General features: G+C 47.4%; 26 protein-coding genes, 1 tRNA gene and 2 pseudogenes. 18 read left to right on the forward strand and 11 right to left on the reverse strand.

The genetic code is table 11. The annotated features are described in order from the left end of the window. Positions 1–14 precede the first annotated feature (14 nt). On the reverse strand, positions 15–431 hold the full coding sequence (locus FGB90_RS03105) for a DUF2621 domain-containing protein (protein ID WP_138809959.1): 417 nt from the start codon (positions 429–431) through the stop codon (positions 15–17). Positions 432–541: 110 nt separating this feature from the next. Then, complete coding sequence (locus tag FGB90_RS03110) at positions 542–778, reverse strand: protein YuzH (protein WP_138809104.1); 237 nt, start codon at positions 776–778, stop codon at positions 542–544. 263 nt (positions 779–1,041) lie between these two features. On the opposite strand from FGB90_RS03110, the gene FGB90_RS03115 reads away from it, so the two are divergent. Then, positions 1,042–1,854, forward strand: a complete 813-nt coding sequence (locus FGB90_RS03115; RefSeq protein ID WP_138809105.1) for an alpha/beta fold hydrolase — start codon at positions 1,042–1,044, stop codon at positions 1,852–1,854. Positions 1,855–1,987: 133 nt separating this feature from the next. Here the strand turns inward: FGB90_RS03115 and FGB90_RS03120 are convergent, their stop codons facing one another. Then, entirely contained in the window at positions 1,988–2,794 is an 807-nt protein-coding gene (locus FGB90_RS03120) for an alpha/beta fold hydrolase (RefSeq protein ID WP_138809106.1), read from the reverse strand. Positions 2,795–3,019: 225 nt separating this feature from the next. Between FGB90_RS03120 and FGB90_RS03125 the strand changes: the two genes are divergently transcribed. Next, positions 3,020–4,084, forward strand: a complete 1,065-nt coding sequence (locus FGB90_RS03125) for an SDR family oxidoreductase (protein WP_138809107.1) — start codon at positions 3,020–3,022, stop codon at positions 4,082–4,084. A 209-nt stretch (positions 4,085–4,293) separates the two neighbouring features. Here FGB90_RS03125 and FGB90_RS03130 read toward each other — a convergent pair. Further along, positions 4,294–4,547, reverse strand: a pseudogene (locus FGB90_RS03130) (IS5/IS1182 family transposase); the annotation flags it as partial. Between the two features lie 300 nt (positions 4,548–4,847). Next, positions 4,848–5,381 carry a GNAT family N-acetyltransferase gene (locus FGB90_RS03135; protein ID WP_138809108.1) on the reverse strand — a complete coding sequence of 178 codons (534 nt, stop codon included), beginning with the start codon at positions 5,379–5,381 and terminating at the stop codon, positions 4,848–4,850. A gap of 208 nt (positions 5,382–5,589) precedes the next feature. Here FGB90_RS03135 and FGB90_RS03140 point away from each other — a divergent pair, with 208 nt between their 5' ends. Both FGB90_RS03140 and FGB90_RS03145 read left to right on the forward strand, forming a co-directional pair. Next, positions 5,590–7,257 carry an outer membrane protein assembly factor BamB family protein gene (locus tag FGB90_RS03140; RefSeq protein ID WP_138809109.1) on the forward strand — a complete coding sequence of 556 codons (1,668 nt, stop codon included), beginning with the start codon at positions 5,590–5,592 and terminating at the stop codon, positions 7,255–7,257. A 771-nt stretch (positions 7,258–8,028) separates the two neighbouring features. Next, positions 8,029–9,471, forward strand: a complete 1,443-nt coding sequence (locus FGB90_RS03145) for an MDR family MFS transporter (RefSeq protein WP_138809110.1) — start codon at positions 8,029–8,031, stop codon at positions 9,469–9,471. Between the two features lie 383 nt (positions 9,472–9,854). Here FGB90_RS03145 and FGB90_RS19550 read toward each other — a convergent pair. After that, positions 9,855–9,950, reverse strand: a tRNA-Sec gene (locus FGB90_RS19550). Positions 9,951–10,029: 79 nt separating this feature from the next. On the opposite strand from FGB90_RS19550, the gene selB reads away from it, so the two are divergent. Then, the gene (selB, locus tag FGB90_RS03150; RefSeq protein WP_138809111.1) at positions 10,030–11,898 is read left to right on the forward strand and encodes a selenocysteine-specific translation elongation factor; all 1,869 of its coding nucleotides are present in this window, start codon (positions 10,030–10,032) and stop codon (positions 11,896–11,898) included. A gap of 264 nt (positions 11,899–12,162) precedes the next feature. On the opposite strand, the gene selD is transcribed toward selB, so the two are convergent. Further along, the gene (gene selD / locus FGB90_RS03155) at positions 12,163–13,236 is read right to left on the reverse strand and encodes a selenide, water dikinase SelD (protein ID WP_138809112.1); all 1,074 of its coding nucleotides are present in this window, start codon (positions 13,234–13,236) and stop codon (positions 12,163–12,165) included. 151 nt (positions 13,237–13,387) lie between these two features. Here selD and FGB90_RS20065 point away from each other — a divergent pair. The 3 genes and pseudogenes from FGB90_RS20065 to selA all read left to right on the forward strand — a co-directional run. After that, a pseudogene (locus FGB90_RS20065) lies at positions 13,388–13,576 on the forward strand (Rdx family protein); the annotation flags it as partial. A gap of 60 nt (positions 13,577–13,636) precedes the next feature. Further along, positions 13,637–13,768: a hypothetical protein gene (locus FGB90_RS20070; protein WP_281280009.1), complete on the forward strand. Its 132-nt coding sequence runs from the start codon at positions 13,637–13,639 to the stop codon at positions 13,766–13,768. Between the two features lie 656 nt (positions 13,769–14,424). After that, on the forward strand, positions 14,425–15,810 hold the full coding sequence (gene selA / locus FGB90_RS03165) for an L-seryl-tRNA(Sec) selenium transferase (protein WP_138809113.1): 1,386 nt from the start codon (positions 14,425–14,427) through the stop codon (positions 15,808–15,810). A gap of 95 nt (positions 15,811–15,905) precedes the next feature. Here selA and FGB90_RS03170 read toward each other — a convergent pair whose 3' ends face one another. Continuing rightward, positions 15,906–16,040, reverse strand: a complete 135-nt coding sequence (locus FGB90_RS03170; RefSeq protein WP_138809114.1) for a small acid-soluble spore protein P — start codon at positions 16,038–16,040, stop codon at positions 15,906–15,908. 192 nt (positions 16,041–16,232) lie between these two features. Between FGB90_RS03170 and FGB90_RS03175 the strand changes: the two genes are divergently transcribed. Continuing rightward, positions 16,233–16,490, forward strand: coding sequence for a hypothetical protein (locus tag FGB90_RS03175; protein WP_138809115.1), 258 nt, complete (start codon positions 16,233–16,235; stop codon positions 16,488–16,490). A gap of 32 nt (positions 16,491–16,522) precedes the next feature. Here the strand turns inward: FGB90_RS03175 and sspO are convergent, their stop codons facing one another. Then, a complete protein-coding gene (gene sspO, locus FGB90_RS03180) occupies positions 16,523–16,672 on the reverse strand; it encodes a small acid-soluble spore protein SspO (protein ID WP_138809116.1) in 150 nt (49 codons plus the stop codon). 243 nt (positions 16,673–16,915) lie between these two features. Here sspO and acnA point away from each other — a divergent pair, with 243 nt between their 5' ends. The 6 genes from acnA to FGB90_RS03205 all read left to right on the forward strand — a co-directional run bounded on the left by acnA (position 16,916) and on the right by FGB90_RS03205 (position 21,902). Further along, positions 16,916–19,648, forward strand: coding sequence for an aconitate hydratase AcnA (gene acnA, locus FGB90_RS03185; RefSeq protein ID WP_138809117.1), 2,733 nt, complete (start codon positions 16,916–16,918; stop codon positions 19,646–19,648). A gap of 185 nt (positions 19,649–19,833) precedes the next feature. After that, the gene (ypzF, locus tag FGB90_RS19555; protein ID WP_171051676.1) at positions 19,834–19,983 is read left to right on the forward strand and encodes a protein YpzF; all 150 of its coding nucleotides are present in this window, start codon (positions 19,834–19,836) and stop codon (positions 19,981–19,983) included. A 74-nt stretch (positions 19,984–20,057) separates the two neighbouring features. After that, entirely contained in the window at positions 20,058–20,804 is a 747-nt protein-coding gene (locus tag FGB90_RS03190) for a DUF421 domain-containing protein (protein WP_138809118.1), read from the forward strand. Between the two features lie 55 nt (positions 20,805–20,859). After that, on the forward strand, positions 20,860–21,000 hold the full coding sequence (locus FGB90_RS03195; protein WP_110517908.1) for an FbpB family small basic protein: 141 nt from the start codon (positions 20,860–20,862) through the stop codon (positions 20,998–21,000). 55 nt (positions 21,001–21,055) lie between these two features. Continuing rightward, positions 21,056–21,190, forward strand: coding sequence for an acid-soluble spore protein N (locus FGB90_RS03200; protein WP_171051677.1), 135 nt, complete (start codon positions 21,056–21,058; stop codon positions 21,188–21,190). A gap of 187 nt (positions 21,191–21,377) precedes the next feature. Beyond that, the gene (locus tag FGB90_RS03205; protein WP_138809120.1) at positions 21,378–21,902 is read left to right on the forward strand and encodes a VanZ family protein; all 525 of its coding nucleotides are present in this window, start codon (positions 21,378–21,380) and stop codon (positions 21,900–21,902) included. Between the two features lie 126 nt (positions 21,903–22,028). On the opposite strand, the gene FGB90_RS03210 is transcribed toward FGB90_RS03205, so the two are convergent. Next, on the reverse strand, positions 22,029–22,691 hold the full coding sequence (locus FGB90_RS03210; RefSeq protein ID WP_138809121.1) for a TVP38/TMEM64 family protein: 663 nt from the start codon (positions 22,689–22,691) through the stop codon (positions 22,029–22,031). 170 nt (positions 22,692–22,861) lie between these two features. On the opposite strand from FGB90_RS03210, the gene FGB90_RS03215 reads away from it, so the two are divergent. Together FGB90_RS03215 and FGB90_RS03220 are read left to right on the forward strand one after the other, a co-directional pair. After that, entirely contained in the window at positions 22,862–23,797 is a 936-nt protein-coding gene (locus FGB90_RS03215) for a DMT family transporter (RefSeq protein WP_246056031.1), read from the forward strand. A 75-nt stretch (positions 23,798–23,872) separates the two neighbouring features. Beyond that, the gene (locus FGB90_RS03220) at positions 23,873–24,088 is read left to right on the forward strand and encodes a hypothetical protein (protein ID WP_138809122.1); all 216 of its coding nucleotides are present in this window, start codon (positions 23,873–23,875) and stop codon (positions 24,086–24,088) included. Positions 24,089–24,151: 63 nt separating this feature from the next. Here the strand turns inward: FGB90_RS03220 and FGB90_RS03225 are convergent, their stop codons facing one another. After that, positions 24,152–24,352 (reverse strand): hypothetical protein, encoded by a 201-nt coding sequence (locus tag FGB90_RS03225; RefSeq protein ID WP_138809123.1) that lies wholly within the window; start codon positions 24,350–24,352, stop codon positions 24,152–24,154. A gap of 127 nt (positions 24,353–24,479) precedes the next feature. Between FGB90_RS03225 and FGB90_RS03230 the strand changes: the two genes are divergently transcribed. Beyond that, positions 24,480–26,843, forward strand: coding sequence for an AAA family ATPase (locus FGB90_RS03230; protein ID WP_138809124.1), 2,364 nt, complete (start codon positions 24,480–24,482; stop codon positions 26,841–26,843). Positions 26,844–26,845: the final 2 nt, after the last annotated feature.

Genomic DNA, 26,845 nt, shown 5'->3' on the forward strand with positions numbered 1-26,845 from the left:
GGCTGACTGTAATATTACTGCTGCTGGAAGTAGGTTTCGTATCTGTCCGGATCAATCTGCTTTTCTTTCAGCTTTTTGATAAGGAATTTATGATCCCTTTTTGGAGTCGCAGCAATATATCCTTTGATAATCAATTCCCTCGTCATCGTCTCGGCTTTTTCCTCAACGGCATATTCACCGATCTTGCCCGCAATTTTTCCTTTAGCCACATCCCGGAACAGTTCGGGGACAGGTTCAACAAGCTCGTTTAAAAACGCTTTGTCCTCGTCAGACCAGAGGTGTACGGTTTTTTCGATATAATAATCCTGCCAGTCGAGTATGGATTTACCGTCTTCTTTCGGCAGCCGTTTCAAAAACTTCCGGAACATGAAGTAACCGCCGATAAACATTGTTACGGCCAGAAAAATCGTCCAGAAGAATATGAACCACATAAACAGATCATTTGGCACAGGCCTTCACCTCGTTTGATTCTTACTTCTATTTTACGATAATCCTGTTCCCGTGAAAAGGGCTCCTTCCAGAGAGAAAAAAAGAATGGTTTTTATACCATTCGTCTGCGTGAAAGATATTCCGTTTCGGTACCCATTTTTTTATTCAGCAGCAGCTCCATTTCGATCAGCGCTGCTCTGTCAACAAGAGGATCTTCTTCTGACCAGAGTACACGGTAAACAAAGTAATAATGACCGATAACCCTGAAAATAACAGGAGAATTGGGGAATTCATCGAACCAGGCCTTCATTGCTCTGCGCTTCAGATAGGAATGATTTATCATTTTCATATTCATCACCTGAAAATATCATAAAACGTGTGTTCGCATTTCGGAACAGGAGGAAAGGTGTGGTTTTTTTCCTTTATATGTATGTTCAACCGGCCTGAAATCCAGTGTAAAGAAATGGAGTGCAGGAAAATAACGTATTTATAAGCATTTCACTCAAAGTTTTCCATATTTTAATTATGTAAACTTAACATTAGGCTTTTCTTTATTACCATTATAAGGTAAAATGGTGGACAATTAATAAGACAGAAAGGAGCGGGATTAGTGTGCCACTGGTAAATGTACGTAACGGCCCGCTTTATTACCGGATCCACGGGGAAGGACCGCCGGTTGTATTTACCCACGGCGCCTCATGGAATCATCGGTTATGGGAGCCGCAGGTGAAGGCCCTCTCGGAGAAATACCAGGTGATTACATGGGATGTCAGGGGCCATGGACGTACCCCTGCAGATTCCTGCATCCTCACCAGCCGAGTTTTTACAGAGGATCTGACGGACCTTCTCGACCATCTTAATATAGACAGTGCAGTGCTCACGGGACTGTCCATGGGAGGCATCATTTCCATGCAGACCGTCATAGATTTCCCTGAACGGGTGGAGGGTCTTGTACTGATTGGATCACCGTGTACATTCAGATTTAACTTTTATGAAAGGACAGTTGTTCCTGCCCAGAGACTTCTCAGCATGGTCATGCCAATGAGAACATTTGCTAAAGCCCAGGGTTATTATTTTTCCCGTTTCAACCCGGAAAACCGCACATTTATCGAGGATGCCGTTCAGTCCCTTTCAAGACAGGACTGGAGCAGAATCTGGAAGGCAATTACTGATATGGACTGCCGTGAAGGGATGAGCGGAATCAAATGTCCTGTACTGATTATTCAGGGGGCACACGACCTGATGATCAGGCATCAGCAGCAGTTTATGGCAGAAACCATACCAAATGCCAGGCTTGTGGTCGTTGATGGTGCGGATCATGCGACAAACAGGGATAAATCCGAAGAAGTGAATGCTCTGCTGAAAAATTTTCTGGATAACACTGTACAGGGGTCAACGGACGGTGATATGGCCGGCTGCGAATAGGGTTCGAGAGTGTATAATCTGCACTGAAAAAGGGACTTACCGGAAAAGCTGCTATCCGGTAAGTCCCTTTCTTTTTGTTATGTTCAGCTGTTTCCAAAAAGCGGCTGGCCACACAAACCGGTGGGCAGGAAGGTTAAATAACCTGCACTTTTCGTCTGGTCCCTTCACGCAGCTGCTCAAGAAAATCAATTGTCATACTGTTAAATGCGTTCGGCTGTTCGATGTTGCAGACATGACCGCAATTATCAATAATTTTAAGATCGGCCAGCTCTTCCTTTTTTACGTGACTGCGGATGCCTCTTAGAAACATATGGTCTTCCGATCCCGAGATATAAAGCTTTGGAATCCTGTTGGTTTTCCGGCGGATCCGGTCATACGTTTTATAGGCATCACGGCCGACAAATGCCCATTTATGATAGTCATTACGGCCGAGTTTACACGCTTCCCTGATAAAAATCGCTCTTGATTTCCGGTGGTTCTTTTTAGGAAGAAGGAGAAAAGCAAAGACTGTGTAAGGAATCATATATGGAAGCAGTTTCCTTACAGGGCGGGAAAGGGTCAGTTTTCCAAGCATTTCCCCCCACGGAAGCCATCTTGAGGCAGCTCCTGCGAGAACCATGGAAAGAATCCGGTGGCTGTGAGTCAGGGAAATCTTCTGCATCACAATGGTGCCAAGGGAAACCCCGAGGAAATGGGCAGCCTCGATTTTAAGGTGATCCATCAGCTCAATGACTTTTTCTGCAGTCAATGTCAGATAATCACTGCTCTCAAAGGATGGAGAATCCCCGTGTCCTGGAAAATCAATGCAGAGCAGGTTATAGTTTTCCCTGAATTCCTCAATCTGCTTATAGAAAATGGAGTAATTTCCTCCCATACCGTGAAAGAGGACCATCCAGTCATGATGTGGTTTTGATTCGTAAGTTTGAAAGTTTAGTAACATTATAGTACCCTCATTTAAAGGCTGTATTATTCAAGCTGTACATTGACTACAAATATACAATATTATTTAGGGTAAAACAATGTTATTATCAGATTATAAGCGAATATTTTACGAGTTTTGAAAAACTCAGGAGGTATTTACCAGATTAGGAAAATACCGATTGGCCGTTTTTTCAATATAGTGTTATTTTACAGCCTCGTTTTATGTATAAAAAGGAGTGGTCATATGAAAATTCTGGTCACAGGAGCCACAGGCTTCGTTGGTAAAAAACTTACGAAAAGCCTTCTGAAAAAAGGACATGCCGTATATGCGCTTGTCCGTAGCGAACGTAAGAAAAAAGAGCTGATCGAGGCGATTCCGGCAAATCTGCAGAACCGATTTTCCATTGTGTTCGGCAGTCTGGAAGACGCATCGCTTGGTCTGGACAATGATAAACTGAAAGAGCTTAAACAGGACGGAATTGACCTTGTCTATCACAGCGCAGCCTATCTGTCATTTGACGACCGTGAGCGCGGGGTTTCCTTTGATGTGAACGTGGAGGGCACGCGCCATATTCTTGAATTCAGCAGAAAAATCGGTGTTAAAAGATTCTTTCACGTCAGTACAGCCTATACGCTTGGCATGAAGGATTATGCAGAAGAGCAGCTCCATGATGTAAAGGGCCCGTTTGTTAACAGTTATGAAGAAAGCAAGTGCCACGCCGAGCATCTCGTCTTCTCCTATAAGGACGACCTTGATGTGAGTATTTTCAGACCTTCCATTATCATCGGGGATTCTGTCAGCGGAGAAGCGGAAACAACCTTCGCACTTTACGGCATGCTCAGAAGTTTTCAGCTGTTTAAAAAGAGAATGGAGAGAAGGCCGGCTGAACTGGCGAGAACGTTTGCTTTTCTGTGTGATGAAGGAAGCCCGTCAAACTTCGTACCTGTCGACTATGTGGCTGACGTCCTGACGGAGGCTGCAGAGCTTGGGGAAAAAGAGAAAATCTATCACATTACGAACAGCTATGAACTCACAAACGGAGCAATCTTCTCCATTATTAAAAAGACACTCGGTCTCACAAACGTCATGCTGAAACCGAAAGAGGAAATTGGTACGCTCACACAGGAGGAACTTCGTTTCAACGAGCCTCTGGCAGTGTTCCAGACTTACCTTAGTAAACAGGTGGCGTTCGATGACAGCAATACAAGAGCCCTGCTGAAAAAAGCAGGAAAGGAGCCGGTTTACGTTGATGAACCACTCCTCAGCCACATGATTAACAGCTACTGCCGTGGGCCGGTTCACGCCTAAGGCCGGAGAGTTCCGGTAAAACAGACGCAGAGCTGCCGGGGGCTTCCCCGGTGCTGAATCCCTGACCAGCGGTCCGGGTATTTCAAGCAGTCCTGTACAGGATGGGGCTGGGTCAAAACAGTCTCTAATTAAAAAACGGTGCCAATGATCGCTTTTCGATCGTTGGCACCGTTTTGTTTGTTTAAAAATGTTTGATAAGCCTGTCGGTCGGTGTACTTTCTCAAGTTCACTGCCATCAGGGCAAATCCTATTTCATTTTTAACTTGCTCTTTGCCTCACCGATCTCCGGGTGAAACGCAAATTAGCCTTCAGAAATCCGAAGGTCAAATCCTGACTTATCTGTTCTTGTCGATCAATTCTTGAAGCTCAGTTTCTTATCATTTGGGCAGGTAAAAGAATCAGCCTCCTGGTCAAAGATCCAGTTACTTATGTTGAATGTGTTGTTCTTATATGTTTTTTTTCTTTACGATATTCTGTTATGTTGTGGTGATTTAACTTTATCAGAAGGTATCTTTTTGTGTAAATATTCGTTGATTGTTCAAAAATCACGAGACGCCAGCGGGAAAAGCAAGAGCTGAAGATCCACCGGGGCGATCTTCCCCGGTTAGCTGAAGCCTTGCCCGCGGCAGCGAGTGTATTTTTGAACAATCAACCGTCATAATACTGCCTACAGCAAAAGGCCCTCACTGACAGTGAGGGCCCTTCTATTTAGCTGAGTTTTGTCACAGCCCCATTTTTTTAAGAGCCTGTAAGCCTCTTTATATTATTTTAATGATTCGTGAAGTATTTTTTCATAAACGATACCGTCAAGAGCATTTCCTTCAAAATGCAGGGCACCATGTCTGATTCCGGCCTGCTGAAAACCGTTTTTCATCAGCACAACCTGTGAACCGATGTTGTCAGAAGCGGTCATGGCCTCGACCTTCACGATTCTGTGTTTTTCTGCTTCAGCAAGTGCCAGGCGGATGGCAGCGGTGGCGTAGCCTTTTCCTTTATAAGCTTCCCCTATCCTGTAGCCAAGCTCGGCAGTTTTTGATCCGGAACTGTCTGTCCTGACATTGACCAGGTTGATCCTGCCGGCGATTACGTTATCCTCGCATCTCACAGTGTACATGTAGGAATTTCCTGCACCGTTTTCTTCGATAAGGGCCTTCAGATTCTCCATGAACGTATCGTAAACAAAGTATGCATCTCCCCGGTCAGGAACGACAGAAGCAAAGAACGCCCGGTTTTCCTGTTCGAATGCAAGAAGTTCATTTCCCGCCCTTTCTGATAATTCTTCAATCTGGACAGTCATAGGCGTCACTCCTTTTCGCCTTAATCTCTTAATTTTACACCAGAATTATATTCTGAATAGTCGAAATATAGAAATGTAACAATATTGTAAGAAGAATTCTGGCAACGGTTAAATATTTGTCGAATTCCCTTCTTTTCAGCTCCGTTTTTTTGACAATAATTCCATTCTTTTTGTGTTATGGTGAAAATGTTTGAAAGGACGTGGGGGTATGAAGGGAAAATTGGCAGTCACAGCAGGTGTTCTGCTTTTTATGGGCGGATGCGGTTTTATGGAGGAAACGAAAAACAGTCTTTCGGCAGGAGGAAGTGTGAATGTTTCCGAGGCAGATACGAGCATTGTGGAAGAGGTTGAACGGGAGAAACCGGCCGTTTCGGAAGATCCTTCTGTAAATGAGAACCTCGTCCGCTATGGTCCTGTTGAGCCTGAAGCAGAGTTTCCGGAAAACATTTCTACCGATCTTTACATAAATAACGATGAATCTTCCTTATCCGTGAACGAGGATCAGTGGTTCCCGGAAGACTATACCGATGTTTCGGGTGTAACAACGTTCCGTGGAGGTCCGTTAAGGGACCGTCCGGCTTATGGAACGCTTCCCGGCGGGGAACCGGGAATAAAGGAAATGTGGTCATTTACAACCGGTGCAGACCCCGACTGGGGCGGAGGTGCTGGGTGGACCGGCCAGCCTGTTATCGTGCAGTGGGACAGTGAAGCGAAAAAGCATATGAATCTTGCTTCGCATCTGAAAGAAGATGATTCCTTTACAGAAGTGATTCAGGGTTCGCTCGATGGAAAGATTTATTTTCTTAATCTGGATACCGGAGAGCAGTCCAGACCGCCAATTGAAAACCGTAACCCTGTAAAAGGGAGCGTGGCAATTGATCCCAGGGGATACCCTGTTCTCTATGTCGGGGACGGGGTTCCGACAGGAGCAGACAAGCCGTTCGGATTTAATATATACAGCCTTATTGACGGCGATCTCCTTCATCATATTGACGGACGTGATGAACTTGCTCTTCGTGAGTGGGGCGCTTTCGACAGTTCGGCTATTGTTAACAGGGAAACTGATACGTTAATTGTCGGTGGTGAAAACGGCATGTTTTACCACCTGAAACTTAACACCGATTATGACAGGGAAGCAGGTACAATCAGCCTGAACCCTGAGGAAACGAAGCTCCGCTACAGGGTGGAGGGAAATGAGTATAAGGGTATCGAAAGTTCAGTGGCTGTGTACAGAAATCTGGCGTATTTTTCCGATAACGGAGGGTCCATTCTGGGGGTGGATATAAGAACGATGGAGCCGTTCTTTTCCCTGCCTCCTCTGGACGATACTGACTCCACCATTGTTCTTGACGTGATCGATGATGTTCCCTACCTTTATACAGCCACCGAAGTGGACAATATTGGTGAGGATGGCGACTGCCATATCCGTAAAATTAACGGGCTGACAGGCGAAGTGCTCTGGGAGAAGACCTACTCTGCCTATTACTATCCCGGCGTCGTCGGTGGTGTTCTGGCTACGCCGGTTCTCGGAAAGAAAAATATGGAAGGGCTTGTCGTCTTCACTGTCGCAAGACACGGGGGACGCTACAGCGGGATTATGGCAGCCCTGGACAAGGAAACTGGTGAGGAAGTGTGGCGTCATGATATGCCGCACTATGCGTGGAGCTCGGCCGTTGACGTCTACGATGAAGAGGGGAATGGTTATCTGATTCAGGCGGATTTCGGCGGTGACGTGCGGATCCTGGAGGGGACGACCGGGGAAACGATCACCCGGCAGAACTTCGGGTTTAACATTGAAGCCAGCCCTGCAGTATTCAATAATAAAGCGGTATTTGCCAGCCGCGGCGGCAGAATCCATGCCATTGCACTGGACTAGGTAAAAAAGGTGACCTTATTTTCCTTAATGGAAAACCGGGTCACCTTTGTTCATGTCTTTTAAATTCGCGAGTTGTATAAAAATAAATCAACATGAATCTTTCATCATGGTTTATATAGACTAGTTTTCCGCAGCCGAAGATGTATGGATGTCCGCCGAAAGCCCAATATATTGTGTTTTATCAAAGATGTTTGGCACTATATATTGTTTGGTGGCAAATAGTGGTGTATGATAGAAAGAGCATATTAAAAGGTAAAATATGCTAGTCTCCTGAAGGGAGGTGCAGACAGATGGATGTGGCCACGGGTACCTTCGTCGTGCTGCTGGTCGGGCTAATGATACAGCTGATCCGTCTGGTTCCGAAAAATGAAAAAGAGTAACCCTCGGCAAAGGATTACTCAATGGGAAAAATAGCTTTTTTTCTGGTCTGACAGCGGGGCATTGAGGCTGCCCCGCTGTCTGTTTTTTAGTATAACAGAGATGCCCTGAAAAGTGTAAAGGGTTTCAGCGGTTTTGTAATAAATTTTAATAAAAGGCCTGTGGGGTCATACATAATACTTTCCGTGGCATAATTGCAAAATCGAAAAAAGAGCGTAGAACGTATGGTTCCCGATGTCCAAGAAAAAAAGTATATCCTTCGTGTTGCGAAATATAACTATTGCGATATAATTATATCCAGGGTCAGAAATACAAGGTTAAGTAATGTTTTACTAAAATAAAAACTGAGAGTTTAAAAGTTTGAAGAAGATAGGCTATATTAGGAGTTCTTGGATGGAAAATAAAGAGAGTTATAGCAGAGTTTTGATTGCGGGATTATTACTCATTGGAACGTTTATTGCTGTTTTGAACCAGACGCTCATGATTACAGCCATTCCTCCGCTAATGGAAGAAATGAATATCACTGCGAATACGGGGCAATGGTTAACGACTGTTTTCATGCTTGTCATGGGCATCATGGTACCCATTTCTGCTTTTTTAATTGAGAAATATACAACGAGGCAGCTTTTCATGTCGGCAATGGGTATCTTTACGATTGGAACTGTGATCGCAGCCATGGCGCCTAATTTTCCTGTCCTGCTTGCAGGAAGGGTTATTCAGTCTGCAGGAGCAGGAGTTATGATCCCATTAATGCAGACGGTTTTTTTACTCATTTTCTCAGTAGAACGCCGTGGAACGGCTATGGGGTATATTGGGCTAGTGATTTCGTTCGCACCGGCGATCGGTCCGACGCTGTCCGGGTGGGTGGTTACGAATTATGAATGGCGTTATTTGTTTTATGGAATTATCCCTTTATCACTGCTGATGCTGCTTTTAGCATTTTTTAAAATGAGGAATGTGACGGAACTGAAAAACCGGACAGTGGATCCAGTATCGATTATGTTATCTACATTTGGTTTCGGTGGTCTTCTTTACGGGTTTACCAGTGCGGGGAATAATGGCTGGGGGAGTCCGCAGACGATAATTTTCCTGTTACTGGGAGCGCTGATGATTTTCATTTTTGTAAAGCGGCAGCTTGGTTTGAGCCATCCGATGCTTGAATTTCGTGTTTTCAGGGCGCGTATGTTTACACTTTCCACGATTATTTGCAGTATCGGCTTTCTTGGCCTCATTGGGCTGGAAACTCTAATCCCGCTGTATATGCATAACATGCGTGGGTTTACCGCTGTAGAGGCAGGGATTGTTCTGCTCCCTGGAGCATTGATTACAGGTTTCATGGCTCCGATTACGGGGCGGATATTTGACCGGTACGGCGCACGTGTTTTGGCCATTCCTGGTCTGATCATCATGACCATCTCAACCTTTGCGTTTCTTTTCATAGATACATCTACATCTATTTTGTATTTAACTGTGATGTATGCGATTCGTATGTTTGGTTTCTCAATGGTCATGATGCCAGTCAATACAGCAGGATTGAATCAAATACCGAAAAAACTGATTCCCCATGGATCAGCGGTTACAAATACCGTGCGTCAGGTTTCAGCATCTATTGGCACCGGATTACTTGTGACAACGATGACAACGGCAGAAAGGGCTGGAGCCGGTCTTCTGCAAGTCAGCCGCCCGGATATATTCGGAGCAATCATCGCGTTTGGGATGATTGGTGTACTGACATTAGTGGCATTAATTCTTTCCTTTAAAGTTCAGAAAACCTATCCACCGACAGATGAAGAATGGGATTTGGAGTCAAACGTTAAAGGAAAATGTGCGGGTTAACAATAGCTGGTGATTGAGCAGAAAGCAAGGGGATGGACCTCTTGCTTTTTTTCTGTTTGTAAAGATATGAATACATTGGCTGTGAATGCTTTCTATTCGTTACGTGGGACTCTAATCCTTCTGGCTAAGCATCAATCGTTCAAATATTGCTGTAGGCGACATTTCATAACTTGCTTTGAATTTTAATTTAATTTGTCGCAGTGGATCTTCCTTGCATGCGTTTTACTGGTTTTTTAGCATAAAAAAAAACCTCCTGCTTATTTGTAGAAGGCTAAAGATGAAAGACCATTTAGGTTTCGGCAAGAGGTCTGCCCAGGTCACAGGCTGCACCTGCGATAAAACCTTGGCAGTCAATTATGTAAGTGCAAGGGAAGACCTTGTTTTGGCGGGACCGTATGGGAATCGAACCCACCGGAGACGGCACGCGCCTCCCAAAGGTTTTGAAGACCCCGGCAAGCACCAGCATTACAACCGGTCCCATTGCTTTACAGGATAGTTTACACTACATAATATTAGTATTATATGAGAAGTTTGGCAAGCGGGGAGGTGGATTGAATCGTGAAGCGTCATTTCACTATAGGCATGGCCGGTCACATTGATCACGGAAAAACGGCACTTACGAAAGCACTGACGGGATTCGATACGGACCGTCTAAAGGAGGAAAAAGAAAGAGGGGTTTCCATTGAACCGGGTTTTGCGCCACTTGAGCTGAGCAGCAGAGTACACGCTTCGATCATTGACGTTCCCGGACATGAGCGTTTTATCCGTCAGATGATTGCCGGTTCCTCGGGCATTGATCTTGTCGTACTGGCTGTAGCTGCCGATGAAGGGGTCATGCCCCAGACAAGGGAGCATGCTGAAATTCTGGGGCTGCTCGGGATCACCACTGGTATGGTGGCAATTACGAAAGCCGGACGTGTTGACAGGGAGCTTCTTGAACTGGCTGAAGAGGATATCCGCGATCAGCTGGCAGGCACTGTTTTCGGTAAAGCTCCGGTGTATTCCCTGGACAGCGTGGATGGAACCGGGGTGGAGGATCTGAGGAAGGCAGTTGCCGGAAAACTGGAGGAAATGAAGGAGAGAAATCCGGAGGGGCTGTTCAGGATGCCAATTGATCAGGCATTTTCCATTCACGGTCAGGGGACCATTATCAGAGGAACGATTTTTGAAGGCTCTGTAAAGGAAGGGGATGAAGTTGAAATTCTCCCCTCAGGAAAGAAAGTCAGGTGCAGACAGATCCAGATCCATAATGAAAGATCGGGCACCGGAGTAGCGGGACAGCGTGCTGCTGTTAATCTGTCCGGAATATCTGCAGAAGAGGTGCAGAGAGGCGATGTCCTTTCCCACCCGGGCAGGCTCAGGACATCACGTGTTATCGATGTGGAACTTTGGACTGCACCCGGTGCGGAATTTACGATGAAACAGCGGGCGGAGGTATTCTTTTATACCGGAACCGCTGAAGTGTATGGAAAAATTGTGTTTTTTGACCGGAATGAACTTTCAGGAGATGTGGAAGGAGAGCGGGTTTACTGCCAGATCCGTCTCGAGCACCCTGTTACTGCAGGACGGGACGACCGCTTTATTATACGGCGTCCTTCACCTGCCCTCACCCTTGGCGGCGGCACCATTATCGACGCAAACGGAAGCCGTTACCGTTTCGGAAGCGAAACAGTCGGAATGCTGCGGCAGAAGATGGAGGGCTCACCTGGGGAAAGGGCCGAAAACACACTCAGGAAATTCCCGGGGCTCAAAAGGGACGAGCTTGCCGTGAGGGCCGGAATCACTCCGGAGCAGACAGATCGGCTTGATGGTGTGCTCCGGTTCGGACAGCGGATTGTTCTGAAGGAGACATTCGATCTGCTCACTCGTCAGCTTACTGAGGAAACACAGAAATATCACGAACAGTATCCACTCAGGAAAGGGATCCCTAAAATCACGCTGGAATCCCGTCTGAACGGCCTGGACACCAGGCTGCAGCAGGAGGTGACGGCCTACGGTGCTGAAAACGGCTGTCTCATTCAGGAAAATGACACGATCAGAACGCAGGGTTTTAAACCCGGCTATCCACCGAGCTGGCAGAAGAGAATGGAGCAGGCAGAAGCCCGCCTCCAAAATGCAGGCCTTGAGGTGCCTCCATGGGACGACGTAATAAAAGACGCGGGAATCCCGGCGGATCTTTCGGAGGATTTTCAGCAGTTTCTTGTGAGGGAAAAAGGTTATTATATCCTGGATGAAAAACATGTACTGCCACCGGACGAGGTGGACAGGGCTGTCACGAAGATGCGATCGGGTACAGAAGGGGATTTTACGCTCCAGGAAGCAAAGTCAGTCCTTCAGGTGACGAGAAAGTACCTTGTTCCTTTTCTGGAAATGCTGGACAATGCCGGGGTGACGGAAAGAAGGGAAAACAGGAGAGTGTGGAAGTGATTTAACCGGGGCCGCACTGAAGTGAAAAAAGGCTGGGACTTAGTGTTTTCAGAGGTAAATCCGAACAATCTGTAAGCGGTGCACGTAAACCGCTGCTGAAATATTCGCCGCTTTCCGCGGGAAGCGGCTGAGCCTCCTCGTGCTTCGCTGCTTAAGGGGTCTCACCTGCGCTTTTCCTCCCGCAGGAGTCAGCGAATATTTCATCCGCTTGTCAGCTTTTCTTCGAATTCTCATCTGAAATTATGTCCCAGCCTCTTTCTTTTTTCAGAGCACATTCAGTTTCGTTTCACTATCCTTTTTTACAGTGCCGATGATGGAGCATTCACAGCCGGGAAGCTTATTGAACGCTTCTTCAAACGACCGTGCCTCCTCCGGGGAAAGGGAGATGAGCAGACCGCCGGATGTCATGGCATCGAAAAGGATCCACTGCACGGCTTCCGGGACTGTATTGCTTACAGAAACTGCCTGCATGTCCTCCAGCCACTTGCGGTTCGCTTTCGTACCTCCGGGTATGACGCCTTTTTCCGCCAGCTTTTCTGCACCACTGAGAACAGGGACTGCATCGGAATGAATCTCAAAAGTCACGCTGCTCGCCTGTGCCATTTCATAGGCATGACCGAGAAGGCCAAACCCTGTAATATCCGTAACAGCATGCGGCGTAAAGTCTTCCAGAAGCTCGCATGCCTGTTTATTCAGCCGGGCCATCACAGAGATCACTTCTTCAATCTGGGCTCCAGTAACAATATCTTTTTTTATCCCGGTTGTAATGATGCCGCCTCCAACAGGTTTTGTGAGGACGAGCAGATCCCCGGGTCTGGCGCCGCGGTTACGGAAAATTCGTTCCGGGTGCACGGTGCCTGTTACGCTGAGACCGAACTTCGGCTCGCTGTCATCAATCGAATGGCCGCCGGCCACTACAGCACCGGCTTCTTTCACTTTACTCTGGGAACCGGCAAGAATTTCCGACAGTATGTCCGGGGACAGTTTTTTAACGGGAAATCCTGCAAGGTTCAGAACCGAAACAGGTTTGCCGCCCATGGCATACACGTCACTGAGTGCATTTGCGGCAGCAATCTGGCCGAATGCGTATGGATCGTCAACGACTGGGGTAAAATAATCTGCAGTCTGAACAATTGCAAGATCTTTATTCAGTCTGACTACACCGCCGTCGTCCGATGTTTCATGCCCCACCAGAAGGTCGGGATGTGGTTTTTCTTCAGGTAAACGGCGCAGAACCTGCGCCAGGTCGCCGGGACCAAGTTTGCATCCTCAGCCGGCTTTTGTGGACAGGGAAGTCAGTTTAAGCTGATCATCAGCTGGATTTCGCTCGTCGGTCATAAAAGGCCACCTCCTTGGCAGTATAGTTGAAGTGCCTGCCACCTTAGTATAAACTAAGCACTAACCATTTGAAAAAAATTCTGATAAAGGAGTTTTTCCCATGAGTTACAAAGTGAGTATTGAATTCTGCATGCAGTGAAACTACGCACCTAAAGCTGCGAGTTTCGCAGAACAGCTGTTATCGCATTTCAGACATGACGTAGAAAAGCTGGAACTCATTCCGGCTTCAGGCGGTGCATTCGAGGTCACCGTAAACGGGAAAAAACTGTATTCAAAACTGGACAGCGGTGAATTTCCCGATGCAGACCGCTTCATCGCATCAATGGAGGAATCCGGATAGGTTTTTGGGCTGTTCGCCGTGTGAACAGCCCTGTTTTTACTTAAGCAGGGAGGAATGATTTTGAAACGACTTATTGCCGCAGGAGCAGGTATAGGACTGACCGTATATGCTGCCGGGCTGCTGATGGATTACAGGGAGCGTATGAAGATTGACGAAGAGCGCAGGCTGCACGCCGACCGTAAAAAAAGGTGAATGCTGAACCTTCCCGGGATGGCTTATCTTTTGTACCGGCAGGCGTGCGCCGGCAGCGCATCTTTACAGAAAGCTGTTTTCGGAAAGATTTTTGTTTTTTTCGTTGCAGGCGGACGCTTCCGCGGGCAGCACCTCAGCTGGCAGAGTAGTTGTCGTGCTTCTTCCTCTGCCGGAATCGCTCCGAAGTGTCTGCGTCGAAGCAGCTCGAAGCTAACTCACGATGTAAACGCTCGTCCCTGCGGGGTCTTTGGCTGTTTTTTCCCGCTGCCTTTCGCTCCGAAATTAATAATACCAATAGCAGCAATCTTTACGAAAGAAGCTTTACTAAAAGAACAAAAAAAGAGGCGGTCAGCAATGTGACCGCCCTTTTTAAGGATAGATACAGAATAATGGGGTACTATCGATGTTTGTCCTTCGGAAACACCTCATTTGTAATGTGATGTTTACTTTGAACGTGTGCTACGTCCGCTTGTTAATGGTACAAGCTTACCACCCCTCAAGACGACTTAAGGATTGATTCGTTTCACACTTTACGCCGATGGTGCTCGATATCTGTATCTCCCTGAAGAGAAAGTGTATGACCTCCTCTTCAATAATTAGTATGGCCGGATGCTTTTGAAATACACATGAAATGTTTACCTCTGGAGGAAGAGAATATGAATCTGAAAAGCCTGCCTTCAGTAAAAAGGCTGCAGGATGAAATAGAAAGCCTTGGATGGTGTGAGACGTTTGACATTCCGCTTCCGATTCTCCTGAACTGGGCGAGGGAAAAACTCGATTCCCTGCGTAACGGACTTCTTAACGGATCGGAAAAGCCGAAGGAAAATGAAAAAGATTATATAAGGACGATTCTGAAGGATGTTGAAACCAGGTCCGTACACGCAAGTCCCGGAAGACTGAAACGGGTTATTAATGGAACGGGTACCGTCCTCCACACAAATTTAGGGCGTGCGAGAATGAGCGGAAAAGCCATCAGGGCAGTGGCAGAGATAGCCGGAGGTTACAGTACTCTGGAGTACGATCCCGAAAAAGGGGAGAGAGGCTCACGCCATGATCTGGTCAGTGAACTTCTAAAAGAACTCACCGGAGCAGAAGATGCCATGGTGGTAAACAATAATGCAGCAGCCGTGTATATGGTATTAAAAGCGCTGGCTTTCCAGAAAGAAGTCGTTGTTTCACGGGGGGAACTGGTGGAAATCGGGGGTTCATTCAGAGTTTCCGTAATCATGGAGGAAAGCGGTGCTGTATTAAAGGAAGTGGGGACTACTAACAAAACCCACGCCTTCGACTACACCGGTGCGATTACCGAAAACACCTCGCTGCTTATGAAAGTACATACGAGCAACTTCAAAACAATTGGATTTACGGCGGACGTGTCTGCAGGAGAACTTGCTTCACTCGTAAAGGAAAGAAAAGATATTATGGTTTACGAAGATCTCGGAAGCGGCGCACTGTATCCATTCAGTGACAGAGGAATCGGTGAAGAGGCAGACCCCGGTCAGTCGCTGAAAGAAGGGGTCGATGTTGTAACGTTCAGTGGAGATAAGCTTCTGGGCGGTCCACAGGCGGGAATTATTGCCGGCCGCTCACAGATTATACAGGAACTGAAAAAACACCCTCTGGCCCGCGTACTCAGGGTGGATAAGATGACACTGGCAGCTCTTGAGGAAACGTGTAAAGCCTATCTTATGAAAAAAGAAACCGATCTTCCGGCTGTCAGGGATATACTCGCTTCGCCTGAGGAGATCAGGAGCCGGGTGACACACTTCACGTCACTGCTTAATTCAAGCCTCATATCCTGTGAAGTTGTGCCTGCTGAATCTGATATAGGCGGAGGAACGATGCCGGGAGTGAGAATCCCTTCTTATGCAGCGGACATCATAATGGAGGATCACACCGCTTCACAGCTGAAGCGGAAACTGCTTAACCAGCGGCTCCCTGTAGTCGGCCGCATAAAAAACGACCGGTTTTTTCTCGATTTCAGAACAATTACCGATGCTGAAACAGAAAAACTGGCTGAAATACTGAATCACCTCTCCTGATTTACGCATTTACCGGGAACTTACCGTGGAGGCAAAGGTGGAAACAGAACAAAAGCCGGACTGGCCCGCATTGTCGCGAATCAGTCCGGCTTTTTTCAGCTTTCTCCGTCGGTGGCCCCTACATGGTTGGCCTTTTTTGTTTTGTGTGACCCTGACAGCGCCTTAGGCTGATTTGTGCGGTTATTTTTCGGCTGGTTTCTGCGCTGGCTTTTGAATGTATTCCGTTCCATAATCCTCACTCCCTTCGAGCTTAGTTTCCCCTCTTCATAAGCCTTAACACTGTGAAGAAATACGCTTTTCTTCCAGAAGGAACCCAACCCCTATAACAGAAAGCATAAAAAGTACGTTTTTATAAGAAACTACATAAGAAAATGCCGGACCGGTTCAGTAACCCGGTCCGTAAAGAAAAGAGAGGGATCACGATGCCGTTTGATAAAAATAAGCAGCAGGCTTTTCAGGCCGCACAGCAGTCGTTTGTCCAGCTACAGGACGCCATGGAAAATCTTAATCCCAGCAGCGCTGATTACGGACATCATCACAAACAGGCTGAACAGGAATACAACGAGGCGGTTCAGGTTATTCAGAAAGCCTACATTACTGCCTCGGAACACCAGAAGACACAGCTGAGACACTACGAAGAGGAACTGAAGCAGTACGAACAGCAGCTGCGAGATCAGTAAAAAAACAGCCCCCGCCGGGGGTGCTGTTTTTTTTACTGGCGCTTCTTTGTTTTCTTGTTAAACTGTTTCTCCTCCGCAGAGAGTGGAGCATCATCCCAGCGCTCATTGTATCCGGCACCTTTTCCCTGTGCCTTGGCGTCGTTCATACCCGGACGAACGTGATTTGCCTTGTCTCTAGTCATGTCTTCACCTCCGGTTATTTAGTTTCCGCCTACATCAGGGTTTTATAGCTGGCTTTTTGTGGAGGAGGGTTTCAGGGCTTTCCTGAAAGGGTAAAAAAAGTATGGAGAAAATTGAAGCGTTTCCATTCCCGGCGCGGCAGATGCATGGTATTGTAGTAAAGTAATTGTTTTCACAAACCTGCCCGAGGTTTTAGACAATTAAGAAAATCTGTATTATGATAGTACATGAAGGAGGGTATACATATGTCGAAAGAAAACACATTATACAATTCCAAGAAATCATTCGAAGTAAATGGTAAAACGTATCATTATTATGATGTAAAAGCAATTGAAGATGCCGGCGTTGCAACCGTTTCCAGCCTGCCTTACTCCATTAAGGTTCTTCTGGAAAGCGTTTTACGCCAGCATGACGGAAGAGTCATTAAAGAAGAGCACGTTGAAAACCTTGCAAAATGGGGTACGAGCGACCTGAAAACGGTTGACGTTCCTTTTAAGCCTGCCCGGGTTATTCTGCAGGACTTCACAGGGGTTCCTGCCGTAGTGGACCTGGCTTCCCTTCGTAAGGCAATGGCGGATATGGGCGGCGACCCGCAGGAAATCAACCCTGCAATTCCGGTTGATCTCGTCGTGGACCATTCTGTGCAGGTTGATGACTTCGGTGCTGCAAATTCCCTTCTCCGCAACATGGAACTTGAATTTGAGCGTAATGAAGAACGTTATAAATTCCTGAGCTGGGCTCAGAACTCCCTTGATAACTACCGTGCCGTACCTCCGGCAACGGGAATCGTTCACCAGGTGAACCTTGAGTACCTGGCAAACGTCGTTCAGGAAAATGAAAACGATAACGGTGAAAAGGTCGCGTACCCGGATACGCTCGTCGGAACTGATTCCCACACGACAATGATCAACGGTCTCGGTGTTCTCGGCTGGGGCGTCGGCGGTATTGAAGCTGAAGCAGGTATGCTGCAGCAGCCGTCCTATTTCCCGGTACCGGAAGTTGTCGGTGTTAAATTTACCGGTGCCCTTCCTGAAGGTGCTACCGCTACAGACCTTGCTCTTAAAGTAACGCAGCTTCTCCGCGAGCAGAAGGTAGTCGGCAAGTTTGTGGAATTCTTCGGCCCCGGCCTTGCTTCCATGCCTCTTGCAGACCGTGCGACCATTTCCAACATGGCTCCTGAATACGGTGCTACGTGCGGATTTTTCCCGGTGGATGACGAAGCACTTAACTACCTGCGCTTTACAGGACGCTCCGAGGAGCAGGTCAAGCTCGTTGAGGCTTACTGCAAGGCAAACGATATGTTCTACGAGCCTGGTAAAGAAGATCCGCGCTTCTCCCATGTAGTGGAGATCAATCTTGATGCTATCGAGCCGAACCTGTCCGGACCGAAGCGCCCGCAGGATCTTATTCCACTGTCAGAGATGAAGCAGGAGTGGAAAAAGTCCCTCAGTGCGCCTGTTGGCAACCAGGGATTCGGACTGAGCCCTGAGGAAATTGATAAGTCCGTTCCAATTGATCATCCAAACGGTAAACAGAGTGTCCTCAAAACGGGTGCCGTCACTATTGCAGCGATTACAAGCTGTACCAACACGTCCAACCCGCACGTTATGATCGGTGCAGGTCTTGTGGCGAAGAAAGCCGTTGAAGCAGGACTTGAGGTACCTGAGTACGTTAAAACAAGTCTTGCGCCGGGATCAAAAGTTGTTACCGGCTACCTTGAAGATGCAGGCCTCATGCCATACATGGATAAACTCGGTTTTAACCTTGTCGGCTACGGCTGTACTACGTGTATCGGAAACAGTGGTCCGCTTCCGGAGGAAATTGAAAAGGGAATTGCCGACAATGACCTTACAGTTGCTTCCGTACTGAGTGGAAACCGTAACTTCGAGGGACGTATTCATCCCCTCGTGAAAGCCAACTATCTGGCTTCACCACCTCTTGTGGTGGCATACGCTCTTGCAGGTACTGTTGATATTGATCTTCATTCCGAGCCGCTCGGCCAGACTGAAGACGGCAAGGATGTATACTTCCAGGACATCTGGCCAAGCCATGATGAAATTAAGGAATACATGGAAGATGCTGTTGCACCTGAGCTGTTCAAGCGTGAATACGAAAAAGTGTTCGATGACAACGAACGCTGGAACAAGCTTCAGACAAGCGAAGGAGATCTTTACAAGTGGGACAGTGAGTCCACTTACATTCAGAACCCTCCATTCTTCGAGGACATGAGTGAAGAGCCTGAGGATGTGAAGCCGCTGAACAGTCTCCGTGCTGTAGCCAAACTTGGTGACTCTGTAACAACTGACCATATTTCTCCTGCAGGTTCCATTGCAAAAGACAGTCCTGCCGGTAAATATCTGATCGAAAAAGGACTTACCCCTGCACAGTTTAATTCCTATGGTTCCCGCCGTGGTAACCATGAGGTAATGATGCGCGGTACGTTTGCAAACATCCGCATCAAGAACCAGCTTGCTCCAGGTACAGAAGGCGGATATACAACTTACTGGCCTGAAAATGAAGTCATGTCCATTTATGATGCCTGCATGAAGTATAAAGAGCAGGATACAGGACTGGTAGTTCTGGCCGGGAATGATTACGGTATGGGATCATCACGTGACTGGGCTGCCAAAGGTACAAACCTTCTTGGTATTAAAACGGTTATCGCACAGAGCTTTGAGCGGATCCACCGCAGTAACCTTGCTCTTATGGGTGTGCTGCCGCTTCAGTTTAAAGACGGCGAAGGAGCAGACAGCCTCGGCCTTACAGGGGAAGAGGAGTTTGATGTTGATCTTACAAACGAAGTACAGCCGCGCAGTTACGTGAATGTAACAGCGAAGCATCCTGAAACAGGGAAAGAAACTCAGTTCGAAGCGCTTGTACGTTTTGACAGTGAAGTGGAAATTGACTACTACCGTCACGGAGGCATCCTCCCGATGGTACTGCGCCGTTCCCTTCAGAAAACAAAGCAGGCTAAATAATTTTTAAAAAACGAAAGCCTTTCTGCTTAACTGCAGGAAGGCTTTTCTGCGTTACCGTTAATAAAACTGATCAAGGCAGACGTGCAGGATAAGGGTGAATATTTCACGTACCGTAGTTAAAAACATAAAACCACATAACAACCGTTAAAACAGACATACTAAAATCAAGCAAAGGAGTGATTAAGTTGGGACGTCAGAAAAAAGGCAATGCCAATGCACAGCGGAACAACAATGCCAAAATGCAGGGCAAGGAAAACCATGCTTCTGAACTTGAAACGTTTGCAGATTATGAAGTGAAAAAGATGAGAAACGACCAGCCTCAGCGGGGGCAGTAATAAAAAAAGAACCCTTGGAAGCAGATCTATTACGTCCAGGGGTTCCTTTATTCTGTACATAACAGGTGATAACCATGCTCGATTTCTGGCAGGGAGCCGAAGAGCTGCCGATATACGGCTATCTCATCCGGGCTGCTATCGTTTATACCTATATATTTATCCTTCTCAAGATACTTGGTCAGCGTTCAATCAGCGCCATTAACCCACTGGATTTTCTCTTCGGGGTTATTATTGGTGATGTGGTGGGAGAGCCGCTTGCAGCAGGGGATGTGCCTCTTCCGGGACCGCTTGCAGCAGCAGCCTTGATTGCAGGACTTCACCTGTTTCTCTCATGGATTGCCCTCAAGCTTCCGAGATTCAGAAGAGTAATTGAAGATGAACCGATTGTCCTGATTAAAAACGGTAAGATCATTCATGAGCAGCTTTCCAAAAACAAAATAACGGTCGAGTCACTGATGATGGATCTCAGGCTGCGCAGTGCCATCGATCTGACCGAAGTGGACTATGCGGTTCTCGAATCGAACGGACAGATCAGTGTAATTAAAAAGTCCGCTAAAGATTCGGCCACTGCAGAGGATGTGGGCCTGTCCCCGCCTTCAAAGGGGTACCCGACTGTTCTCATTGAGGACGGGCACGTAGTTGAAACAAACCTCCACAACAGAACCCGATCAAAAAAATGGCTGCTCGATCAGTTGGAGAAAAAAGGCATAAAGGAGCCTAAAGACTGCTTTCTCATGACACTTGATGAAGCCGGTACTGTGTTTATAAGTGAAAGGCTCTCAGAAGAACAGCAGAACCACATTCTCGGGAATTCACAATAATCAGGTATGGAAGAGGGGTGTAGAGGTCAATAATGGATCACAGAGGTGAAGTCGAATGAGAAAAACGAAGAAAAGACGGTTTGAGGACCTGATCAGCGAAAATAAACGCCAGCTCATGAGCGATCCAAAGGAAATGGAACGGATTGAACTGAAGCTGGATAAACGTCATCAGGATCGTCTTGGAGATGCTCTCTGACTGTATAGATGAGCCTTCCCTGCACATATTAAGAAGGGAAGGAGGCTGACTGAGTATGAGTCATAAATTCGATCAGTACCGGCCAAACCATCTGGGCACTCAGCCGCGTAAGAGTGATTCCAATAAAGGCAAACAGATGAACAACAAAAGCAGCGAACAGCCGGACTATGCCCCGCCTAAAGGGAAATAGTCAAAAGGCCTGCCGAGTCAACGGCAGGTCTTTTTTGGCTTCTGACCGGCTGCGACTCCTCGAATCAGCAGTCCTGCCGCTTTTATTCTGTGATAAATCTGTAGTCAAAACGTAAAAATAAATGGCTTGTCACGGCTGTCCCCTCATAAGATAATGTAAGAATGGAAAACGTGCAGGGAGTGAGACAATGGCAGCCAGAGAGACCAAAACAGCACCGGAAACGGAATCCTATAAAAAAAGAAACAAAGGCAGGTGGGGTGTGACTGCTCTGTTTATCCTCTACCTGGGAGCAGTCTTTTTTGTAACGTTTCTTGCCTGGAATTACGGTTCCTCATATTCGCCTGCAGGTGAGGATGGAAGAAACCTTAATGTTGTTCCGTTTCTGAGTATCCATAACATATATACCTACAGCACTGACATCATGGTACCGATAAGAATTCTGCTTGGAAATATCGTCATGTTCATTCCGTTTGGTTTTCTTCTCCCCCTCGTTTACAGCCGCTGGCGGGGAAGCTATCTCGGTATTCTCCCTACAGCATTTATTGCACTGATGGCAAGCGTTGCAATTGAAGTAAACCAGTACTTCTTCACATACAGAGTAGCCAACGTGGATGATGTTATATTGAATACTGCAGGTGGACTGATTGGTGCAGTCATCTATGATCTGATGAGGCGGATGAATATGTTCTATGTGAAACGTAAAAGATCGTAAAGAGGCAGGCACAATCTGCTATATGAATAAGGCGCCAGTTATCGTTTGTGATAACCGGCGCCTTATTTTTGTTCAAAACAGTTTTGTGTGGCGTACTTTTGACTGGCCATTCCCTCTATTACCAACTTAAGGGGATCGCGGGGCTTCCCTGTGTTCTGCGCTGAATTTCTGCTCGGCCCGTTTCTGCCAGAACCTGTATGCTGCATACATAACCGCAAGGAATGTACCGTAAACAACGGCCATAACGAGCAGTTCGCCGGGGTCAGTGACAATCGTGTGACCAATAAGTGCAAACAGAATCATACTCGGTATTTTACCCAGAGAGGAAGCTGCTGCATAGGAAAGAAAACGGACACGGCTGAGGGCGGCATAGACGTTAATAATAATGGAAGGGATGACCGGGATCATCCTCAGGAGTGTAATCGTAACAAAAGCGTTCCGTTCAAACAGAACAGTGAGCTTTTCAAGATATTTGTACTTGTGCAGAATTTTTTTTCCCCAGTCCTGATAGCCGTACCTGACTATGGCAAACATGATGACCGAAGCGAGGCTGGATCCGATCCAGATAATCAGTCCTCCCAGTGCCGGACCGTACGCAGCGCCTATTACACCCCCGACAATTGGATAGGGAATGACAGGGAACAGCGACATAAGAGTTGCAGCAAGTGCAGTAATGGCCGCATACTCACGATCGGTGTTTCCAATCCACGTTAGAAGAGGTTCATGTACAAGATAGATAACAAATGCTATACCAAGGTAAAACAGGGTAACTGATATTTTTCGAATCATAAATCAGGCGACTCCTTTACGTTCAGTGACTCCAGTATACTATGAGTTTGCGGGCTGTAAAATAAAAAACCGCCGTTATTCTGTAAAAACAGCAGAACAGGCCTGTTCAAACGGGGAATTATCGTGTATATTCCGTATATCGAAATATCACAACGAAACGAGTTGGTAGAATGGAGCCTAAAGACAGTAAACTCCGCCTGTGGCCGGTTTATCTGATGCTGGCTTTCTCCACAAGCACGTGGGGAAGTGCCTTTGTGGCGGGCCGGTTTGCAACAGAATCATTTGATCCGGTTACGGTTGCATTTCTGCGATTTTTCTTTGCCGCAGTGATCCTTGTTCCCCTTATGCTGATACTTGAAAAAGAGAGGCCCAGACCTACAGCGAAGCAGTGGGGGCTGCTTGCCCTCCTGGGTCTCACCGGTATTGCTGTATACAACATTGCCTTTTTTACAGCGGCAAAGTATGCACCTATTGCAAAAAGCTCACTTTTTATCGCTTCGAATCCCGTACTCATTATTCTTCTGTCGGGTCTGTTTCTGAAAGAAACCATAACAAAACGGAATATAACCGGACTTGTCCTGGCACTGACAGGAGCGGTGATTATTATTACAGAAGGCGACCTTGTGCAGGCACTGCGCCATGGTCTGCAGCCGATTGACACTGTCCTTCTGTTTGCAGTCGTCTGCTGGGCGCTGTACAGCGTGCTCGGAAAGGTAGCCCTTAAATCATTCTCTACACTTGTCTGTACCACGTACGCCGTTGTGTTCGGGACGATTATGCTTTTCCCTTTTGCTCTGTGGGAGACAACCTGGACGCAGGTGCAGGAAGCAGACTGGGTTGTATGGTCATCCATTCTGCATATGAGTGTGATCGTGACCGTTGTCAGTTTCCTTATGTATTACCAGGGGATCAAAATCATCGGTGCGGCAAAAGCATCTCTGTTTATTAACCTGATGCCGGTTTCTGCTGTGATCCTTGCTGTTATATTCCTAGGTGAACCTCTGATGTGGGCTCACCTTGCAGGTGCCCTGTTTGTTCTTACGGGTGTGACAATCGGTACCTACACCAGGCCGCTCTGGATGCACAGGAGAAAAAAGGCAGCCTGATCCAGGTCACCATTTGAAGATGAACGAATACACTGAAATCATATCATCTTCAAAAAGCCGGAGTGTGAAGAATGAATGTCATACGAATGCCTGAACTTCCGGGAGCTTACAGCCTATTATACAAGAGTGAAGAAATATATTGACGATGGCTTCAGAGCGGATGGTCTGAAAGAGGAGCTTGAACTGATCCTCAAATCGTTAAAGGAAAAAGCCCGGTCCGAGAACGTTTCCTGCGATGCGGGGGAATTTGAAGAGGAAATCAGAAGATACATCCGACGTCTGCGGCACTGATATAACATGGGCAGCCATTCCTGATCAGGAACCGGCTGCCCTGTTTTCGTGAACCATGCCACTCTATTTTGAGGCTTTTCCCTTTGTCAGATGGCAGGGAACTCCTTTTCCTATGGCACCGGGCTTACGCATTTTTTCCATATAGGCAATGCCCCTTGCACACTGCTGCGTGCACGCTTCACATTTATCGCTCAGTACTATTTTTAATGTATGCTGGAATTTCAGTGCAGCATCTGACTTATTGTATTTTTTCTTTTTACCCATTATAATCCCTACTCTCCGAATGTTGATTTATCATATGCGGCAGAGAGTTTCAGGCGACTGTCCCGTTTAGAAATTCAGTAAAAACAGTGATACAATAAACGAGGATAAGAAAGCGGGGGACTTGTTAATGGAACGTGAACGATCAGGCCGGCCAACGGCAGAGGAAGTTATACAGGAACTGCTGCAGAAGCCCGACCATCTCCTCAGGGAAACGGAAATAGTCAGGCTCATTCAGCAGGTGCGGGAGCAGGATACTGAAGGAGAGGAGAACGGTGAACAGAAGCGCATTCAGATGGCCTACCTCTACACTCTTGCTGCCAGGGCCCGTTTTGCCAGGAAACAGGAGGAGGACGGGAAAATCCGTACGTGGGCCGAAGAAGCCGCTCTCACTCTGAAAGGCGACAGCCACGTTGCCGCACTGTTCCGTAACCTCGATTACACGGCTCTTTTAACCGGGCTCTTTGACACACGTTTTCAGAGAATCCGGGAAACGGATCACAGCCATGCAAAAAAAGCAGTGGTGGAAAACTACCTTCTGACAGCCCGGGATTTTCTGGAACGTGAGCCGGAACTGACAAGACGCGCAAAGCGTCTGGATGACAACGCCCAGATTATCAGTGATTACGAGGCATACGCCTTCAGCGGGAAGGTTATATCCATCCTGGAACAGGCAAAAGAGGCTGCAGCAGAACTTCAGGAAGCATCCCGCTCGTTCCGGGAAAGTATATCCGGTATCTATCATTCAAAAGAACAGCTCAAACGGGTAAACGCCGTGATCGCTGCTATTGAAGAACTATCGGAGGAATGGAACCGAATACAGGAAGAGGCATTAAATAAAGGGGACGAGCCTACGGCGCTGAAGGACCTTCACGGAATGACCGGTCTCAGGGAAGTAAAGGAGCGTGTCCGCAGGTATTACCGCTACCTTGTATATCAGAAAAAGCGCAAGGAGGAAGGATTCCATTTTCAGGACGAACAGAGTCTGAACATGATTCTTACGGGAAACCCTGGTACAGGCAAAACGACGATTGCCCGGCTCCTTGCCCGAATCTACCATGAACTTGGTGTACTTCCCCGTCCGGATGTCACCGAAGTGGACCGCTCCCACCTTGTGGGCTCCTATCTCGGACAGACCGAGGAGAAAACGATGAACGTGATTAAGGAGGCTGCAGGAGGAGTTCTGTTCATAGACGAAGCCTACAGTCTTAAACGGGATGGGGCGAGCGGGACGGATTATGGACAGACCGCGGTCGATACACTAGTCTCGGCAATGACAGGCGGGGAATATGCCGGCTCGTTTGCTGTCATTCTTGCAGGGTATCCTGAGGAAATGCGTCGTTTTCTCTGGAGCAATCCGGGTCTGCGCAGCCGGTTTCCTGAAAGCAATCACATTCACCTTCCCGATTACTCGATCGATGAACTTCTTGAAATTGGGGAGCACGTGGCACTGGACAATGATTACTCCCTCACAGAAGACGCCCTGCCCGCACTGAAGCAGCGGCTGGAAAAAGAACAGGTGGATGAGAGTTTCGGCAATGCGCGCTCGGCCAAGAACATCGTTTTGAATGCGATCTTCAATAAAGGAGCCAAAGCTGCCGAACAGGAGGAATACAGCAGGGAAGACTTTACCATCCTGAGAAAACAGGATTTCAGCAGCGGGAATGAAGATGACGCTGCGGATCGGAAAAAACCGGAGGAACGGCTCGGTGAGCTGGTAGGACTGGAAAGTGTAAAACAGGAAGTCCGGACTCTGGCCTCTTTTGTTAAAGTTCAGAAACTCAGAAGGGAAAAAGACCTTCCGGACGTCCCGGTTCAGCTTCACAGTCTGTTTACAGGCAATCCCGGAACCGGTAAGACAACGGTGGCCAAGATCTTTTCGGAAATTCTTTTCGAGCTTGACCTTCTTAAAAGAGGCCATCTGGTTGTTGCCGGCAGGAGCGATCTTGTAAGCGGCTATACGGGCCAGACTGCAGGCAAAACGAAAAAGAAAATCCGCGAGGCCCTCGGCGGGGTGCTTTTTATAGATGAAGCCTACAGTCTCATGGCGGGGGGACCCGGGGACTTTGGCAAGGAGGCGGTTGATACGCTTGTTGAGGAAATGACGAAGCATGAGGAAAACCTTGTCGTAATTCTTGCAGGCTATCCTGAACCAATGAAGCGGCTGATCAGCAGCAACCCGGGACTTTCATCAAGATTTAAAAAGACGATTCTGTTTCCTGATTATTCACCGGATGAGCTATTTGACATCCTCCTTTTTTATACAGATCAGTTCGGGTATCGTCTTGAAGAAGGCGCGGCAGACCGGCTGAGAGAAAGCATTGGTATAAAAAGGCCCGAAGGTAATGGACGGGCGATGAAGGATGCGGTGGAGGATGCCATTCAGCATCATGCTTTCCGCGTGCTCTCTCAGGATGAGAGCTCCCTGGACGAACAGGCGCTTACAACATTATCCGCCAGTGATTTTACCGTATTAACCGATAAGGAGTCGTGACA

Source organism: Alteribacter natronophilus (assembly GCF_006007885.1).
Classification (GTDB): Bacteria; Bacillota; Bacilli; order Bacillales; family Salisediminibacteriaceae; genus Alteribacter; species Alteribacter natronophilus.

What these genes read in the sequence shown, in the direction of transcription:
- FGB90_RS03105 (WP_138809959.1), bottom strand. Translation starts at nt 431, where the DNA reads ATGTGGTTCATATTCTTCTGGACGATTTTTCTGGCCGTAACAATGTTT.
- FGB90_RS03110 (WP_138809104.1), bottom strand. Translation starts at nt 778, where the DNA reads ATGAAAATGATAAATCATTCCTATCTGAAGCGCAGAGCAATGAAGGCC.
- FGB90_RS03120 (WP_138809106.1), bottom strand. Translation starts at nt 2,794, where the DNA reads ATGTTACTAAACTTTCAAACTTACGAATCAAAACCACATCATGACTGG.
- FGB90_RS03125 (WP_138809107.1), top strand. Translation starts at nt 3,020, where the DNA reads ATGAAAATTCTGGTCACAGGAGCCACAGGCTTCGTTGGTAAAAAACTT.
- FGB90_RS03135 (WP_138809108.1), bottom strand. Translation starts at nt 5,381, where the DNA reads ATGACTGTCCAGATTGAAGAATTATCAGAAAGGGCGGGAAATGAACTT.
- FGB90_RS03140 (WP_138809109.1), top strand. Translation starts at nt 5,590, where the DNA reads ATGAAGGGAAAATTGGCAGTCACAGCAGGTGTTCTGCTTTTTATGGGC.
- FGB90_RS03145 (WP_138809110.1), top strand. Translation starts at nt 8,029, where the DNA reads ATGGAAAATAAAGAGAGTTATAGCAGAGTTTTGATTGCGGGATTATTA.
- selA (WP_138809113.1), top strand. Translation starts at nt 14,425, where the DNA reads ATGAATCTGAAAAGCCTGCCTTCAGTAAAAAGGCTGCAGGATGAAATA.
- FGB90_RS03170 (WP_138809114.1), bottom strand. Translation starts at nt 16,040, where the DNA reads ATGGAACGGAATACATTCAAAAGCCAGCGCAGAAACCAGCCGAAAAAT.
- FGB90_RS03175 (WP_138809115.1), top strand. Translation starts at nt 16,233, where the DNA reads ATGCCGTTTGATAAAAATAAGCAGCAGGCTTTTCAGGCCGCACAGCAG.
- sspO (WP_138809116.1), bottom strand. Translation starts at nt 16,672, where the DNA reads ATGACTAGAGACAAGGCAAATCACGTTCGTCCGGGTATGAACGACGCC.
- acnA (WP_138809117.1), top strand. Translation starts at nt 16,916, where the DNA reads ATGTCGAAAGAAAACACATTATACAATTCCAAGAAATCATTCGAAGTA.
- FGB90_RS03190 (WP_138809118.1), top strand. Translation starts at nt 20,058, where the DNA reads ATGCTCGATTTCTGGCAGGGAGCCGAAGAGCTGCCGATATACGGCTAT.
- FGB90_RS03195 (WP_110517908.1), top strand. Translation starts at nt 20,860, where the DNA reads ATGAGAAAAACGAAGAAAAGACGGTTTGAGGACCTGATCAGCGAAAAT.
- FGB90_RS03200 (WP_171051677.1), top strand. Translation starts at nt 21,056, where the DNA reads ATGAGTCATAAATTCGATCAGTACCGGCCAAACCATCTGGGCACTCAG.
- FGB90_RS03205 (WP_138809120.1), top strand. Translation starts at nt 21,378, where the DNA reads ATGGCAGCCAGAGAGACCAAAACAGCACCGGAAACGGAATCCTATAAA.
- FGB90_RS03210 (WP_138809121.1), bottom strand. Translation starts at nt 22,691, where the DNA reads ATGATTCGAAAAATATCAGTTACCCTGTTTTACCTTGGTATAGCATTT.
- FGB90_RS03215 (WP_246056031.1), top strand. Translation starts at nt 22,862, where the DNA reads ATGGAGCCTAAAGACAGTAAACTCCGCCTGTGGCCGGTTTATCTGATG.
- FGB90_RS03220 (WP_138809122.1), top strand. Translation starts at nt 23,873, where the DNA reads ATGTCATACGAATGCCTGAACTTCCGGGAGCTTACAGCCTATTATACA.
- FGB90_RS03225 (WP_138809123.1), bottom strand. Translation starts at nt 24,352, where the DNA reads ATGGGTAAAAAGAAAAAATACAATAAGTCAGATGCTGCACTGAAATTC.
- FGB90_RS03230 (WP_138809124.1), top strand. Translation starts at nt 24,480, where the DNA reads ATGGAACGTGAACGATCAGGCCGGCCAACGGCAGAGGAAGTTATACAG.